Raw genomic sequence first — 15,815 nt, forward strand, 5'->3', positions numbered from 1 at the left:
GCCATGACCAGGGGTTATCTGATCAGGCGTTTGCTCGCCATCTTCCTTGTGCTGGCCATCGTCACCTTCGCGGTCTTTGCGATCACGACGGTTCTTCCCGGCAATGCCGCCATCATGATCCTGGGCGAATATGCCACCCCGGATGCGGTTGCGGCACTCGAGCGGCAATTGAACCTCGATCAGCCCTGGTACATGCAATATTTCAACTGGGTCGCCGGCATTCTGCGCGGCGACCTGGGAATGTCCTTGCGTTTGTCCCTGCCGGTATCTCAGGTCGTCGGCGAGGCCTTTCTCAACTCGGCCTTGCTTGGCGCGACCGCGCTCGTCGCGGTCACCGTGATAGCCATTCCGCTCGGCGCGTTGGCAGCGCTCAAGCGCGGCACGGCCGTTGATCTCGCCATCGGCCTGTTCAGTTATCTCGGCACGGCCCTGCCGGAATTCGTGACGGCGACACTGCTTCTGGTGTTTCTGGCCGCGCCCAATTCCGGCATCTTTCCGGCCGGCGGCTTCGTCGCGCCATGGGGAAATATCGGCGGGTTTGCCTATCACGTGGCGCTTCCCGCCTTCACGCTCGGCCTTATCCTGCTTGCCCATATCTCGCGTCAGGTCCGCTCGGAAATGGCCGAGGTCCTGTCGTCCGATTATATCCGCGCCGCACGCCTCAAGGGGCTGACCGAACGCCGCGTCATTCGCCGCCATGCGCTGCCGAACTCGCTGGCACCGGCCGTTGCTGTCATTTCGCTCGATATCGGTTATCTGCTCGGCGGCATCATCGTCGTCGAGGAAATCTTTGCCTGGCCGGGCCTTGGCCGCCTGTTGATGTATGCGCTGGAAAACCGCGATCTGCCGGTCATTCAGGCCGTCACGCTGCTTCTCGCCGGTGTCTACGCTCTGTCCAATCTGATTTCGGACATCGTCATCGCCATGCTCGATCCGAGGGTTCGTTATGCGTGATTTTTTCAGTTCCCCGACTGCGGTGGTCGGCACGACCCTTCTTGTCATCGTGTTGACCGCCGCCCTTTTCGGCCCATGGATTGCGCCTTACGATCCGCAGGCTTTTCATCCGATCGCGCGTTTGCAAGGTCCGTCTGCCGCGCATTGGCTCGGAACCGACCAGTTCGGCCGTGATCTGCTTTCGCGCATTCTGCATGGCGCGCCGGCGACTGTGGCTTTCGGTGTGTTCGCCACGGCGCTTGGCGTCGGCGTCGGTTCGGTCATCGGCGTTATTGCCGGTGTGTCCGGCGGCTGGGTCGACAGTACGATCATGCGCATTCTCGACGGTCTTCTGGCCGTGCCGGATCTGCTTTTCACGCTGCTGATCGTCACCATGCTGGGTGGCGGCATGGAACATGCGCTGCTTGCCGTTGCCGTTGCCTTCACGCCCGGCATGGCGCGTATCGCCCGCAGTGCCGTCCTTTCTGTGCGCACCCGGGACTATGTGCGTGCCGCCATCGCCCGTGGTGAAAGCGGCTTCTACATCGTCAGTTGCGAAGTGCTGCCCAATGCGCTGAGCCCGATCGTTGTCGAAGCCACCATCCGCGTGTCTTTTGCCATCATGATCGGCGCAACGCTCGGCTTTCTCGGGCTCGGCGCGCAGCCGCCCAGCACCGAATGGGGGCTGATGGTCGCCGAAGCGCGGCAGTTCATGTTCCGCAATCCCTGGTGCGTGGCCATTCCCGGCCTGTCGATCGCCATGGCGGCGCTCGGATTCAACCTGTTCGGCGATGCCCTGCGCGATGCCCTCGATCCCCGGAGAAGCCATTGACCCCCTCGCTCAATCCGGCCGTGACCGAAACGACAAAGCCAGCGCTGGCAATCCGCAACTACTCGCTGTCCTACCGCACCGCGAACGGCATCGTCGCGGCGCTGAAGAATATCGATCTGACCATCGGCAAGGGACAGACCGTCGGTCTCGTCGGCGAATCCGGCTCCGGCAAATCCTCGATGGCCTGGTCGATCATGCGTTACCTGCCGCCGAACGCGGTGGAGGATGGCGGGGCGATCCGTCTCGCCGGCGAAGAAATCCTCGACTACACGCCGCGCCAGATGGCCGATATCCGTGGTCGCCGCATGGCCATGGTGTTTCAGGACCCGTCCACATCGCTCAACCCGACCATCCGGCTCGGTGAGCAGATCGGCGAAGTGTTGATGCGCCATCGCGGTCTCACCAAGGTCGAGGCCATGCAGGAGGCGGAAGCGGCGCTTGCCCGCACCGGCATCACCCGCCCGAAGGAAATGCTGCAGCGTTATCCGCATGAGGCATCGGGTGGCGAAAAACAGCGCGTCGTCATCGCCACGGCCTTTGCCTGCGAGCCGGAATTGATCATTTTCGACGAGCCGACCACCGCGCTCGATATTTTGACCGCCCGCCAGATCCTTGATCTGTTCAACCAGCTGCGTGAGGAAACCAATGTCTCGGCGCTCTACATCTCCCACGATCTCGGGCTGGTGTCGCGCGTGGTCGATGAGGTTTCGGTCCTGCACAAGGGGGGCATCGTCGAGAGCGGCAGGGTGGATGACGTGTTCCGTCGTCCGAAGGCCGATTATACCCGCCAGCTGATCGGCGCCGTGCCCAATCCCGACCGCTGGATCGGCATCGATGCGCCGGCCAATCCGGACCCGCTGATCAGCCTCGAAACGATCGGCGTGCATTACAATGCGCCGACCATGCTGCAAAAGATTTTTCAGCCCAAGGAAGCCGAAAAGGCCGGTTTCTGGGGTGCGAAAAATGTCAGCATGGAGGTCCGCAAGGGCGAGTTGCTGGGGGTCGTCGGCGAAAGCGGATCCGGCAAATCCACCATCGCCAAGGTTCTGGCGGGTCTTCAGGATTTCGACGGAAAGCTGCAATTCGACGGCAAGACCTTTGGCAGTCGCAAGGATATCGACCGCGCCTATCGCCGCCGCGTGCAGTTGGTCTTTCAGCACCCCGACGCCTCGCTCAATCCGCGCCAGACGATAGGCACGATTATCGGCCGCCCGCTGAAACTCTACGGCATCGTGCCAGCCGACAAGGTTGCCACACGGGTCGCCGAGCTTCTGGAAATGGTGAGGCTGCCGGCCGACTATGCCAGGCGCCATCCGCATCAGCTTTCCGGTGGTGAAAAGCAGCGCGTGGCGATTGCCCGGGCCTTTGCCGCCGAACCGGATCTCGTCATCTGCGACGAAGTGACGGCGGCGCTCGATGTGTCGGTACAGGCGGCGGTGGCCGAGCTTCTTGTCAAGTTGCAAAAGGAGACAGGAACGGCCTGCGTTTTCATCACCCACGATCTCAACCTCATTCGTCAGCTCGCCCATCGCATCGCCGTCATGCATCACGGCGCTCTGGTCGATTTCTTCGATGGCCCGGATGCCCGCGCGGATGATCGTGATCCCTATACCAAGGCGCTGCTCGATGCGGTGCCGGTGCACGCCGACATGGAGGCTTTCGACGTCGCATGACCATGTATGTCCCTCAGGAATTCGCCGGCACCACGCCCGGTGGTCGCAAGGTTTTGTTGAAATTCAGGCAGGCGGAATTCGCCGAGCGCCTCGCGGCGACGCGACGCCGCATGCGCGAACGCGGACTGGATGCGCTCGTCGTGTTTGCGCAGGAAAGCCATTACTGGCTGACCAGCTACGACACCGCCGGTTATGTCTTCTTCCAGGTCGGCCTTGTTCTGGCGGACGATGATAGCGAAACGGTTCTGCTCACCCGCACGCCGGATCTACGGCAGGCCAATGTCGCTTCGCTGTATGATGATGTCCGTGTCTGGCTGAACGCCGAGGATGCCAATCCGGCCGAAGACCTGCGCGCCATCATGGCCGAGAAGGGATTGCAGGGCAAAAAGGTCGGCGTCGAATATGCCACATACGGCCTTACCGGCGCCAATGCCCGTTTGGTCGACAAGGCGCTCGAAGGTTTCTGCGTCACCGAGGACGCATCCGACATTGTGCGCACCGGTCGTCTGGTGAAATCGGCCGCCGAGTTGCGGCATGTGCGCATAGCCGGCAAACTCGCGGACGATGCCGTACGGGCCGCGATCAAGGCGACCCGGCCCGGCATTCCCGATACGGTTCTGAGCGGTGCGGCGCTGACGTCCATGCTCGCCGGCGGCGGCGATATTCCGTCCGGTGGCCCGCTCGTCAATTCCGGATCACGCGCGCTTTACGGTCGCGGCATCGGCGGGCCACGGCTGATCGAGGAGCAGGACCAGATCCTTGTCGAACTCGCCGGCTCGCATTGCCGTTATCACGTCGTCGTCGAACACACGCTCGTCACGGGAAAACCCGATCCCCGCCAGATCGACATGCTCAAAGTCGCCGGAGACGCGCTCGACCAGATCAAGGATGCGGCAAGGGCAGGGGTAGCACTTGGCACGCTCGACGATATCCATCGTCGCGTGCTCGATGATGCCGGTTTCGCCAAGGCACGCTATGCCGCCTGCGGTTATGCGCTCGGCTGCACGTTCAAACCGACATGGATGGACGTGCCGCCGATGATCTATTCCGGCAATCCGTTGATCATGACACCGGGCATGGTGTTCTTCGTCCATATCATGATACCCGATGCAACGACTGGTCTTACGGCCGGTGTCGGACAGACATTTGCGATCACCGAAGGGGCACCTGAAGTTTTCAGCGACCTGCCGGTGCAGCTTTACTGCTGCTGAGAGGAGAACCAGCATGACATTCAGCGTTGAGTCAAAGGGCGTTTACGCCATCGCCGCCACCCCGTTCCTCGATGACGGCTCGATCGATTTCAACTCCGTCGACAGTCTCACCGATTTTTATCAGGACAGCGGCTGCACCGGTATCACCATTCTCGGCATCATGGGCGAGGCACCCAAGCTGGAGCCGGAAGAAAGCCGCGCCATCATCAAGCGGGTTATCTCCCGTGCCAGAATTCCGGTCATTGTCGGTGTTTCGGCGCCCGGTTTTGCCGGCATGAAATCGCTGGCCCGCACCTCGATGGATATGGGGGCCGCGGGTGTGATGATCGCGCCGACGCCCGCATTGCGTACGGATGACCAGATCATCAACTATTTTGCCGGCGCGGTGGATGCCATCGGCGATGATGTGCCATGGGTGCTGCAGGATTATCCGCTGACGCTGAGCGTCGTCATTTCGCCCGGCGTCATCGCAAATGTCATCAGCAATCACCCGTCCTGCCTGATGCTCAAGCACGAAGACTGGCCGGGTCTGGAAAAGATCTCCAAACTGCGGGCGATGCGGAAATCGGGTGAGTTGCGTCCGTTCTCCATTCTGTGCGGCAATGGCGGCATGTTCCTCGATTTCGAACCCGAGCGCGGCGCCGATGGCGCCATGACCGGTTACGGTTTCCCCGACATGCTGACTGAGCTGGTCTCGCTGTTTGCGCAAGGCAAGCGTGACGAGGCGCATGATCTGTTCGATGCCCATCTGCCGCTGATCCGCTACGAGCAGCAACTCGGCATAGGCCTTGCCGTGCGCAAGCATGTATTGAAGCGCCGTGGTGTCATCGCTTCGGATGCACAGCGCAAGCCGGCGCAGATGCTCACCCCGACAGCCCGCGCCGAGGTGGATTACCTGCTGTCGCGCGTCGCCAGACATGACAAGCGCGCGGCGGTGTGACGAAAGACGACCATATTGGTGCGCAAATCTGCGGCCGCGCCATCCGGTGCGGCCGTCTTTTTTCAGCCGTCAGACGACGTTTTTTCCTATTTGGAAATCGTATAATTCTAATCCGATTATTATCATCAATTATATTGCAGTGCGGCAGTCTCGGTGGAACACTGATCGGATAACAGGGTCATATAAGGCCCGGAACCGCCAGTAGGAGAACATCGATGAACCCCATGATCAAGGCCGGTCTTGCCGGCCTAACGACACTTATTGTCTGTAGTTCCGCCATCTCCACCCCGGCTTTCGCGATCGGCGATACGATCAAGACCGCGATCGACGGCACCTTCGCGCCCCATGCCATGCCAACGCTGGATGGCAAGATCGAAGGTTTTAATGTCGATCTGATCAACCTGATCGGCGAACGTCTCGGCAAGAAGGTCGAACTGACCGGAGCGCAGTTTTCGAGCCTCATCCCGGCCCTGCAGGCCGGTACCTACGACTTCCTTGCCGCACCGGTGACGGTCAACAAGGAACGTGCTGCCAGCCTTCTCTTCAGCGAAGGTTTCATGGATACCAATTTCAGCTTCGTCGTGCCGGCCAATGCGCCGGACTTCAAGACGCTGGAAGATTTCAAGGGCAAGACGATCGCCGTCAACAAGGGCTCTGCCTATGACAGCTTTTTGCGTGAGAAGGAGGCTGAATACGGCTGGAAGGTTGAAAGCTATGGCACCAATTCTGATGCGGTCGCAGCCGTGATGGCCGGTCGTGCCGATGCAAACCTTGCCGGCAATACGGTGGCCGCCTGGGCGGTCAAGCAGAATGCGCGGCTGAAACTGTCCTATGAATATTCCACCGGCCTCGTCTGGGCTTTCCCCTTCCGCAAGGGCGACGAAGCCAATCGCGATCTGGTCGAAAAGGCGATGGAATGCCTGAAGATCGATGGCTCGATGGCAAAGCTGTCGGAAAAATGGTTCGGCGTCACGCCGGCTGCAGGCACCACCATCGTCACGCCCACCAAGGGTTTTGGCACGCCCGGCTTTGAGGGGTATGTCGAGGATGAACACAAGCCATCCTGCGATAACCTGAAGTAACGTGCGTGGCGGACAGGTGGGCGCCTCCCGCCTGCCTGTCCGTGACCGTGTTCGACTGGAAAGCCTGTTGCTGCATGCTGTGGATAGGGTTCGATACCGCTCGCAGCCCTGCAACAGGAAACATCGCGCCTGCCGGAGTAGCCCTGAATGGCCAAACGCCCCATGCTGGAAATCGCCGCGCTGGAAAAGCGCTTTGGCGACAATACCATCCTCAAGCAGATCGACCTGAAAGTGGCGGAGGGCGAGCTCGTCTTCGTCATAGGCCCGTCCGGTTCGGGCAAAAGCACCATGCTGCGCTGTTGCAACAGGCTCGAGCAGCCGACATCCGGTGATATCATCGTTGATGGCCGCAATATCATGGCCGGTACCAGCCGCGATCTGGCACAGATGCGCCTGCAGATCGGCATGGTGTTTCAGGGGTTTCATCTTTACCCGCACATGAATGTGCTGAAAAACGTCACGCTTGCGCAGCGCAAGGCGCTGAAGCGCAGCAAGGCGGAAGCCGATGTGCGCGCCATGGATATGCTCGAACGTGTCGGCCTTGCTCACAAGGCGGATGCCTATCCATCCGAACTGTCGGGCGGCCAGCAGCAGCGCGTGGCGATCGCCCGCGCGCTCGCGCTCGATCCGAAAATCATGCTGTTCGATGAACCCACCTCCGCGCTTGATCCCGAACTCGTCGGCTCGGTTCTGAAAGTGATGAAGGATCTGAAATCCAAGGGCATGACGATGCTGGTCGTCAGCCACGAAATGGGTTTTGCCCGAGAAACGGCGGATCGGGTCGTGTTCATGGATGGGGGTGTCATCGTCGAAGAGGGCACGCCCGACGAAATTTTCGGCGCTCCCAAGGCCGAGCGCACCCGTGCCTTCCTCTCTCGCGTGGCTGGGTGAGGCGGGATGGAGCGCTTTCTCGAAACCTTCTTCAATCCGGTGGTGATGGCCAAATACGCACCTGACGTTATTGCCGGCATGGGCGTGACGCTCGCCATTGCAGCCGCCGTCATCGTCGCCGGTATCGCTCTTGGTCTGGCCCTTGCCTGCCTGCGCGCCTATCGCCGCAAGGTTTTGAATTTCTTCATCATCTGCTACGCCGACATTTTTCGCGCCCTGCCGCCGCTGGTGCTGATCCTCATCCTCTATTTCGGCTTCCCGTCAATCGGCATCCGCCTGTCCGGTGCCATGGTGCTTTTCATCGTCCTGTCTTTGACGCTGGCAGCCTTTGCCGAAGAGATTTTCTGGGCGGGTTTTTCCGCGGTGGAAAAGGGCCAATGGGAGGCGGGCATCGCAACAGGCCTCGGTTTTACCCGCACGCTCGCGTTCGTGGCGCTGCCGCAGGCCGTCAGGCTCGCCATGCCGCCGCTGGTCAATCGTGTGCTGGCCATCACCAAGATGACGGCGCTGGGATCGGCCATCGGCGTGGTCGAGATCCTGTCGGCCTCCACCACGGCCCAGAGTTTTTCCGGCAGTGCCACGCCGCTCACCCTGTCGGTCATCGCCTATCTGGTTATCTTCATGCCCATGGTGGTGCTGGCCCGCTGGCTGGAAAATCGCACCGCCTGGAAAAAGCGATAGGAGCCGGACATGGATATTTTGATCGACCAGTTCTTCAATGTCGCGATCATGCAGAAGGCATTTCCGCTGCTTCTCAAAGGGCTGTGGATGACATTGCAGCTCTGCGTTGCCGTCATCCTGCTCGGTCTTGTCGGCGGCCTGTTCGTGGCGCTCGGCAACCTGTCGCCGCGCCGCTGGCTGCGCTGGCCGACGATTGTCTATATCGATGTCTTTCGCGCGCTGCCGCCGCTGGTTCTGCTGATTTTCATCTATTCCGGCCTGCCCTTTGCCGGCATCAACGTGTCGCCATTCACCGCTGTCGTTATAGCCTTCCTGCTCAACAACTCCTCCTACTATGCGGAGGTCTATCGCGCCGGGCTGATCTCGGTCGCGAAAGGACAATGGGAAGCGGCGGCGTCGACCGGCCTCAGCCGCAGCCAGTCGCTGGTCTATGTCGTGCTGCCGCAGGCGGTGCGCAACGTCCTGCCGGACCTTCTGTCCAACACGGTCGAGGTCGTAAAACTCACCTCGCTTGCCTCGGTCATCTCGCTGTCCGAACTGCTTTACAGCGCCGACATGGCCCGGTCAGTCACCTACAATGCCTCGCCGCTGGTGCTGGCGGCGCTGTTTTATCTCGTGCTGTTGTGGCCGCTGGTGCGCCTCGTCAGCCATTTCCAGCGGCGGCTTGCCGCCTGATCGCATCGAAAGGATTTTTAAAATGACCGTCATGAAGATCGCAGGCGCTCAGCTCGGCGCCATCCAGAAGGCCGAAAGCCGCGAAAGCGTCGTCAAGCGCATGATCGCGCTGCTCGACGAGGCGGCGTCCAAGGGTGCCGACATGGTCGTTTATCCCGAACTGGCGCTCACCACCTTCTTTCCGCGCTGGTATATGGAGGATCAGGCCGAGATCGATGTCTGGTTCGAAACCGAAATGCCGAATGCCGCCACCCAGCCGCTGTTCGACCGGGCCCGTGCACTGAGCATCGCCATCACTTTCGGTTATGCTGAAAAGACCCCAGACGGCCACTATTTCAACACGTCCATCGTCACCGACCGTCAAGCCAATATTGTCGGCAAATACCGCAAGGTGCATCTGCCCGGCCATTCCGAATACGATATGGAACGTGCCTTCCAGCATCTTGAAAAGCGCTATTTCGAGCCGGGCGATCTCGGCTTCAACGTCTGGCGCAATGAGGGCGTCATCATGGGCATGGCGATCTGCAACGACCGCCGCTGGCCGGAAACGTTTCGCGTGCTGGGGCTGCAGGGCGTCGAACTTGTCACGATCGGTTACAACACGCCTTCGGTAAACAGCCAGATGAGCGCAGAAGGGCTGGAAAAGCGCCTGTTCCATTCCGACCTGTCGCTGCAGGCCGGCGCCTACCAGAATTCGACCTATGTCGTCGGCGTCGCCAAGGCCGGCAATGAGGATGGCCATCCGCTGATGGGTGGCTCTATTATCGTCGATCCGGACGGTTTTGTACTGGCGCGTGCGGTCACCGAGGAAGACGAGCTGATCATTGCCGAATGCGATTTCGAAAAATGCGCTTTTGGCAAAAAGACGATCTTTGATTTCGAACGCCACCGCCGTATCGAGCATTATGGCCGTATCACATCGCAGACAGGCGTGATCGTCGAAGTGTAAGGGGAGTGCGATGAGCGAGTTCGATACCGTCATCCACGGTGGCCGCGTCGTTACCGCGTCGGATGTCTTCGACGCCGATATCGGCATCACGAACGGACGCATTGCCGCGATTGCCGAAAAGATCGCCGGTGGTGATCGACGTATCGATGCGGGCGGCAAACTGGTCATGCCGGGCGGTATCGAAGCGCATGCGCATATCGCTCAGGAAAGTTCGAGTGGGCTGATGAGCGCGGATGACTATTACTCCGGCTCAGTGTCGGCGGCCTTCGGCGGCAATTCCTCGTTCATACCCTTCGCCGCCCAGCATCGCGGCCAGTCGATTGCGGATGTGATCGCCACCTATGACGGGCGTGCCGCGCCGAACTCGGTGCTCGATTATTCCTATCACCTGATCATCTCGGACCCGTCCGTGTCGGTTCTGGAGGAGCTGCCGGGCGTGTTTGCGCGCGGCATCACCTCGTTCAAGGTGTTCATGACCTATGACCTGATGAATATCGGCGATGGCGGCATGCTCGATATCCTGACGGTTGCCAAAACCCATGGCGCGCTCACCATGGTCCATGCCGAAAACAACGACATGGTCAAATGGATGAACAAGCGGTTCGCAGCCGCCGGTCTCACCGCGCCAAAATACCATGCGGTCAGCCGGCCGGAACTGGCGGAAGAGGAAGCCATCAACCGCGCCGTCTCGCTGGCAAAACTGGTCGATGCCGCGCTGTTCATCGTGCATGTCTCGACGGCGGGCGGTGCCGCCATCGTGCAGCGGGAAAAACTGGCCGGCACAAAACTATTCGCCGAAACCTGCCCGCAATATCTGGCGCTGACACGCAATGATCTCGACCGGCCCGGCATGGAAGGCGCAAAATTCATCTGCTCGCCGCCGGTGCGTGATGTGGCAACGCAGACGGCTTTGTGGCGGCATGTGCAGTCCGGCACGTTCGAAAGCGTGTCGTCGGATCATGCGCCTTACCGTTTCGATGCCAGCGGCAAGTTTGCTAATGGCACCGATGCACCTTATCCGAAAATTGCCAACGGCATGCCGGGCATCGCCATGCGGCTGCCCTATCTGTTTTCCGAGGGCGTCGGCAAAGGCCGCATCACGCTTCAGCAATTCGTGGCGCTGTCGAGCAGCAATGCAGCCAAAACTTTCGGCATGGCCAAGAAGGGCACGATTGCGCCCGGTTTCGATGCCGATATCGCCATATGGGACCCGGAAATGCGTCGCACGGCAACACTGGCAGATCAGCACGACAATATGGATTACACGCCCTTCGAAGGCATGGAGATCGAAGGCTGGCCGTTGCTGACCATGAACCGTGGTGATGTCATCGTCGAGAACGGTGAACTGAAGGCGGAGCGCGGTCGTGGCCGGTTCGTTGCGCGCAATCCGGTCGATCTGACAGGCAAGCCGGGTTACCGCGCCAAGGAATTCGACCCGGCGCAGAATTTTGGTGCGGAGATTGCCCCATGAGCACTATCGGTCCCATCCTCGTGATCAACCCGAACAGTTCGGAAAACGTCACCCAGGGTCTACGCGATGCGGTGGCCGGCATGCAGTTTCCCGGTGGCCCGTTGATCGAATGCGTCACGATAAAACACGGCCCGCCCGGTGTCGTAACCCAACGCCATGTCGATGAGGCAGCGCTCAACACTGCAGATCTCATCGAAAGCCGGCCGGATGCATCGGCCTATGTGCTGGCCTGTTATTCGCAGCCCGGTCTCGATCTAGCCCGGTCGATCACGACAAAACCGGTCTACGGCATTCAGGATGCCGGCGTGTTGAGTGCGCTCGCGCTTGCCGACCTGTTTGGCGTCATTGCCGTTGCCGAAGCTTCCATCCCGCGCCATCTGCGCAATCTGCGCCGCCTTGGTGTCGATGGTCGCCTTGCGGGGGAAGTGGCCTTGGAAGGATCGATCAGTGTTGCCGAAAGCGGCCATGGCGAAGAGAGTTACGCAGCGCTTCTGAAGGCCGGCACGAAATTGCGGCAGATGGGAGCGGGCGCCGTTGTGCTCGGTTGCGCCGGCATGTCCGGCCATCGCCAGCGGCTGGAGGATGAACTCGGTATTCGCATCATCGATCCGACGCAAGCGGCCGTTGCCATGGCGCTGGGCGGGCTGCTATCGCGAACGTCATGACCGAGCCCGACCAAAAGCCCGAAATCTCCCTGCGCCTCCTGGAAATCTTTGGGGCGATGATGCGCTGCGAGACGACAGTGGAAGCCGCCGAACAGCTGGGTATTTCGCAACCGGCGGTATCGAACGGTATTCGCCAGCTGGAAACCCAGCTGGGCGTCACCCTGTTCGAACGCCTGCACCGGCGGCTGGAGCCGACGGAAGAAGCGCTGCTTCTGTTCGAGGACGTACGTCCGGTCTTCAGCATGCTGCGCAATTTTTCCGCCCGCGCCCGCTCCATCCGCCATGGCACGTCGGGGCGCTTGCGGGTGATGTCGACGCCGCCGCTCGGCAATACGATCGGACCTCTGGCACTTGCGAGCTTCCTGAAGGATCGGCCGGATGTGTCCGTCGCCTATGATGTCCGCCGCCTCGAACATGTGGTGGATGCGGTGCAGAGCGGTGCTGCCGATATCGGTCTCGGTCTGGCGCTCGAACGCCATCCGTCCGTCAATATCGAGGTGCTTGCCCGCACGCATATGGTCGCCGTCGTGCCGAAAACCCATGTCATGGCACGCCGGCGCGAAATCACCGTCGGAGACCTGAGCGAACACGGTTTTATCGGGCTGGAAGCGGAATCGCGCATGGGGCAGATGCTGCGCGATGCTTTCGTGCGGGATGAAAAGAGTTATACGCCGCGTGTCGAGGTGCGCTACTGCGCAACGGCAGCGGTTCTGGCCGGCTCAGGCATCGGGGTCGCGGTGGTCGATCCTTACAGCGCTGCGCATCAGCTCTCAACCAGTCTGGTCCAAAGACCTTTCCAGCCGCCCTGTGAAGTTTCGGCGGTGCTGATCACCCGCAAGGGTGTGCCGCGTTCGCGGCTTCTCCACGGCTTCATCGCTGAACTGAAACGCACGATCACCGAATTCGTCGGGTGACCGTGCGCTTGTTTCAAACCACCTTATGATCAGGCGGCGACATCGACCTTTGCGGTCGTGTTGAGATATTCGATCAGGTCTTCGATGGTGACGACCAGAAGGCCGTGCTTTTCGGCAAACTTTTCCAGCTGCGGCAGGCGCGACATGGTGCCGTCATCATTGGCAACTTCGCAGATCACGCCCGAAGGTGCGCGGCCGGCAAGCCGTGCCAATTCGACGGCAGCCTCGGTGTGGCCGGGGCGGGCGCGAACACCTTCCGGGTGGGCGCGCAGCGGAAAAATGTGGCCGGGGCGGGCAAAATCGTCCGGCTTTGCGTCGCCGGCCGCCAGCGCGCGCACGGTGGCAGAACGGTCGCCAGCGGAAATGCCGGTCGTGGTGCCCGGGATGTAGTCTACCGATACGGTGAAGGCGGTCTTCAGCGATTCCGTATTGCGCGCCACCATCAGCGGAATGTCGAGCGCGTCGAGGCGCTCGCCTTCCATCGCCATGCAGACGAGGCCGCGCGCATGATTCATCATGAAGGCGATATCCTTCGGCTCCGCCGCATCGGCAGCGATAACGAGGTCACCTTCGTTTTCGCGATCCTCATTGTCGACGACAACCACCATCTCGCCACGGCGGATGGCTTCGATCGCATCTTCAATTTTCGAAATGGTCATTTCCAAGCCTTTCAAGGGTTATGCCGGCGGACCGACATCAAACTCGTGGCCGCTTCTTTCAAGTAAAGCGGACACAAACATCCCTTGGGCGAACAAGCGTCGCACACCCGGTGAAGGGTGGTCTTCGCATTGTCCTCTTCCATCCGGACTATACCGTCGGCTCCGGCATCTCACCGGATCTGCTGACCCTTCAGTTTCCTGAAGGCGCTCGCGGGCTCCGGAATTGCTTCCGATACCGCCGGTGGGGAATTGCACCCCGCCCTGAGAACAGTTTCAACATAAGTTCTTAATCAAGCAAAATGCAAGGGCTGACCCTCGCATTTTGCGTATTCGAACGGTCCGTTGCGGTGAACGGACCGTTCGAATTCCGTATTACGACATGATCAGGCCGCCATCGACATTGATCGTCTGGCCGGTGATATAGGCGGCATCGTCGCTAGCCAGGAAGGTAACGAGGCCGGCGACATCCTCGCCCGAACCGGCGCGCTTCATCGGGATTCCTTCAACCCATTCCTTCATCAACTCGCCCGGCGCATAGTTGCCGAGCAGTTTGCCCCATGCTTCGTCATTGTATGCCCACATGTCGGTTTCGATGATGCCCGGGCAAAAGGCGTTGACGGTGATGTTGTCGACCGCGACTTCCTTGGCAAGGCTCTGGGTAATGCCGACCACGCCCATCTTGGAGGCGGCATAATGCGGGGTGTAGATGAAACCGTCGCGGGCCTGGCCGGAGGCGGTGTTGATGATGCGGCCGCCCTTGCCGTGCTTGCGGATACGGGCAATGGCCTCCTGGGCGCAGAGGAACACGCCCTTGGTGTTGACGGCCATGACCTTGTCCCATTCGTTTTCGGTCATGTCTTCGATCTTGGCGATGGTGATGACGCCGGCATTCTGGATCGATACGTCGACCGAACCGAATTCCTTTTCGGCCGCGTCATAAAGCGCCACGACGCTTGCCTTGTCCGTCACGTCGCCGACGAAGGAGATCGCCTTGCCGCCATCGGCCCGGATCTGTTCGGCCACGGCATGCACCGATTCCTCGTTCGCGGACACGACGAGATTGGCACCTTCGCGGGCAAAACGCTTGGCGATGGCTGCGCCGATACCGCGGCTAGCGCCGGTGATGACGACGGTCTTGTTGGTGAAGCGAGACATGGGACCTCCCTGTATGGTTTGCTTCTTCAAGTGAATTCGCTCAGCCGTTCCGCCGTGAAGCGGTCGGTGATGAGGACGTCGATCAGCTTGCCGCGCAGCGCGCCGGCGATGGACGCCGTCTTGCGCTTGCCACCGGCAGTGCCGATCACGCGGGGTACGGCTTGCAGCTCTTCCAGTGTCATGCCAACCACGCGTTCATAGATTTCACCGGCCAGCGGCTCGCCATCCGCGGTGTAGAACCGCAGACAGATGTCGCCGACAGCACCTCGGCTGGCCAGTTCCTGCAGTTCCGCCTGGGTGAACGTGTTGCCGGAGTAGATGAGGTTCTGGGACGGCGACATGGCGCCGATCCCGACAAAGGCAGTGGTGACGCGCTTGAACTGGTCGACAGTCGCCTTCACCTGCGGGTCGGACACGAGAATGCGCTTGGATTCCGGAGAACCGGTCACGCAAGGGGCGGGCAAAAGCTGCGGTTCGCCGTTGATCAGATGCGCCAGCCGCGTCGTCAGTTGCGTGGCATGGATCTGCGCGCTCGGCACACCGATGCCGCCAAGCAGCTGGATGACACGTTCGGCGCGCACACGCTTGATCGGGTGGATGTTGTCCAGCATCTGCTGCAGCGTCGCGCTCCAGCTGGAAACGCCGATGACGTCTCCATCCTCCAGCGTCTGCTCCAGCAGGTGGGCGGCCGCCACGCCGATCGCGGAAAACACCGCGTCGTCATTGTCCTCGCGGCAATCGGCGACGATGACTTCGCTGATGCCGAATTTTTCGCGGATGGCGGATTCGAGATCGGGATAGGTGCCGCTCGGCGCAACGATCGACACGCGCACGATGCCTTCGGATTCGGCGCGTTTCAGCAGCCGCGAAACGGAGGCCTGCGATATCCGCAGCAGTTCGGATATGTCGCTCTGCTTCAAGCCTTCCAGGTGATACATCTGGGCGACACGCGTGATCATGCGCAGTTCGTTGGTGCGGCTCATGGCTGGCTGGCTCCTGTCTCATAAGCGTGAGACTCAACCTCTGCGGGCCGCCCGACGCGTGCCCGAGGCATAGAAAATAAACGTGGCCATTGGAATGCGCG

16 protein-coding genes and 1 riboswitch are annotated in these 15,815 nt (G+C 60.7%); of the genes, 13 read left to right on the forward strand and 3 right to left on the reverse strand.

Translation table 11 applies throughout. The features are described from left to right. Positions 1-3 precede the first annotated feature (3 nt). The 13 genes from J2T09_RS09115 to J2T09_RS09175 all read left to right on the forward strand — a co-directional run bounded on the left by J2T09_RS09115 (position 4) and on the right by J2T09_RS09175 (position 12,917). A complete protein-coding gene (locus tag J2T09_RS09115; RefSeq protein ID WP_306833481.1) occupies positions 4-954 on the forward strand; it encodes an ABC transporter permease in 951 nt (316 codons plus the stop codon). Next, on the forward strand, positions 947-1,765 hold the full coding sequence (locus tag J2T09_RS09120) for an ABC transporter permease (protein ID WP_306833483.1): 819 nt from the start codon (positions 947-949) through the stop codon (positions 1,763-1,765). The genes J2T09_RS09115 and J2T09_RS09120 overlap by 8 nt, the downstream gene beginning before the upstream one ends. Further along, complete coding sequence (gene nikE / locus J2T09_RS09125; protein WP_306833485.1) at positions 1,762-3,438, forward strand: nickel ABC transporter ATP-binding protein NikE; 1,677 nt, start codon at positions 1,762-1,764, stop codon at positions 3,436-3,438. Before J2T09_RS09120 ends, nikE begins: the two co-directional genes overlap by 4 nt. Beyond that, positions 3,435-4,649 (forward strand): M24 family metallopeptidase, encoded by a 1,215-nt coding sequence (locus J2T09_RS09130; protein ID WP_306833487.1) that lies wholly within the window; start codon positions 3,435-3,437, stop codon positions 4,647-4,649. The genes nikE and J2T09_RS09130 overlap by 4 nt, the downstream gene beginning before the upstream one ends. 13 nt (positions 4,650-4,662) lie before the next feature. Next, positions 4,663-5,589 (forward strand): dihydrodipicolinate synthase family protein, encoded by a 927-nt coding sequence (locus J2T09_RS09135; RefSeq protein ID WP_306833489.1) that lies wholly within the window; start codon positions 4,663-4,665, stop codon positions 5,587-5,589. Between the two features lie 215 nt (positions 5,590-5,804). Beyond that, a complete protein-coding gene (locus J2T09_RS09140; RefSeq protein ID WP_306833491.1) occupies positions 5,805-6,671 on the forward strand; it encodes a transporter substrate-binding domain-containing protein in 867 nt (288 codons plus the stop codon). 147 nt (positions 6,672-6,818) lie between these two features. Next, on the forward strand, positions 6,819-7,562 hold the full coding sequence (locus J2T09_RS09145) for an amino acid ABC transporter ATP-binding protein (protein ID WP_306833493.1): 744 nt from the start codon (positions 6,819-6,821) through the stop codon (positions 7,560-7,562). Positions 7,563-7,568: 6 nt separating this feature from the next. Beyond that, a complete protein-coding gene (locus J2T09_RS09150; protein ID WP_306833495.1) occupies positions 7,569-8,243 on the forward strand; it encodes an amino acid ABC transporter permease in 675 nt (224 codons plus the stop codon). A 9-nt stretch (positions 8,244-8,252) separates the two neighbouring features. Beyond that, the gene (locus J2T09_RS09155) at positions 8,253-8,918 is read left to right on the forward strand and encodes an amino acid ABC transporter permease (protein ID WP_306833497.1); all 666 of its coding nucleotides are present in this window, start codon (positions 8,253-8,255) and stop codon (positions 8,916-8,918) included. Between the two features lie 22 nt (positions 8,919-8,940). After that, positions 8,941-9,867, forward strand: a complete 927-nt coding sequence (locus J2T09_RS09160) for an N-carbamoyl-D-amino-acid hydrolase (protein ID WP_306833499.1) — start codon at positions 8,941-8,943, stop codon at positions 9,865-9,867. Between the two features lie 10 nt (positions 9,868-9,877). Further along, the gene (gene hydA / locus J2T09_RS09165; RefSeq protein WP_306833501.1) at positions 9,878-11,338 is read left to right on the forward strand and encodes a dihydropyrimidinase; all 1,461 of its coding nucleotides are present in this window, start codon (positions 9,878-9,880) and stop codon (positions 11,336-11,338) included. Next, positions 11,335-12,003 carry an aspartate/glutamate racemase family protein gene (locus tag J2T09_RS09170; RefSeq protein ID WP_306833504.1) on the forward strand — a complete coding sequence of 223 codons (669 nt, stop codon included), beginning with the start codon at positions 11,335-11,337 and terminating at the stop codon, positions 12,001-12,003. Before hydA ends, J2T09_RS09170 begins: the two co-directional genes overlap by 4 nt. After that, the gene (locus tag J2T09_RS09175; RefSeq protein WP_306833506.1) at positions 12,000-12,917 is read left to right on the forward strand and encodes a LysR family transcriptional regulator; all 918 of its coding nucleotides are present in this window, start codon (positions 12,000-12,002) and stop codon (positions 12,915-12,917) included. Before J2T09_RS09170 ends, J2T09_RS09175 begins: the two co-directional genes overlap by 4 nt. Positions 12,918-12,946: 29 nt before the next feature. Here the strand turns inward: J2T09_RS09175 and ribB are convergent, their stop codons facing one another. The 3 genes from ribB to J2T09_RS09190 all read right to left on the reverse strand — a co-directional run bounded on the left by ribB (position 12,947) and on the right by J2T09_RS09190 (position 15,714). After that, positions 12,947-13,576 carry a 3,4-dihydroxy-2-butanone-4-phosphate synthase gene (gene ribB, locus J2T09_RS09180; RefSeq protein WP_306833508.1) on the reverse strand — a complete coding sequence of 210 codons (630 nt, stop codon included), beginning with the start codon at positions 13,574-13,576 and terminating at the stop codon, positions 12,947-12,949. Between the two features lie 127 nt (positions 13,577-13,703). Continuing rightward, positions 13,704-13,849: riboswitch (FMN riboswitch) on the reverse strand. 99 nt (positions 13,850-13,948) lie between these two features. After that, positions 13,949-14,731: a glucose 1-dehydrogenase gene (locus tag J2T09_RS09185; RefSeq protein WP_306833510.1), complete on the reverse strand. Its 783-nt coding sequence runs from the start codon at positions 14,729-14,731 to the stop codon at positions 13,949-13,951. A gap of 26 nt (positions 14,732-14,757) precedes the next feature. Next, the gene (locus J2T09_RS09190) at positions 14,758-15,714 is read right to left on the reverse strand and encodes a sugar-binding transcriptional regulator (protein WP_306833512.1); all 957 of its coding nucleotides are present in this window, start codon (positions 15,712-15,714) and stop codon (positions 14,758-14,760) included. Positions 15,715-15,815: the final 101 nt, after the last annotated feature.

It is taken from the genome of Neorhizobium huautlense (assembly GCF_030811685.1).
Taxonomy (GTDB): Bacteria; Pseudomonadota; Alphaproteobacteria; order Rhizobiales; family Rhizobiaceae; genus Neorhizobium; species Neorhizobium huautlense_A.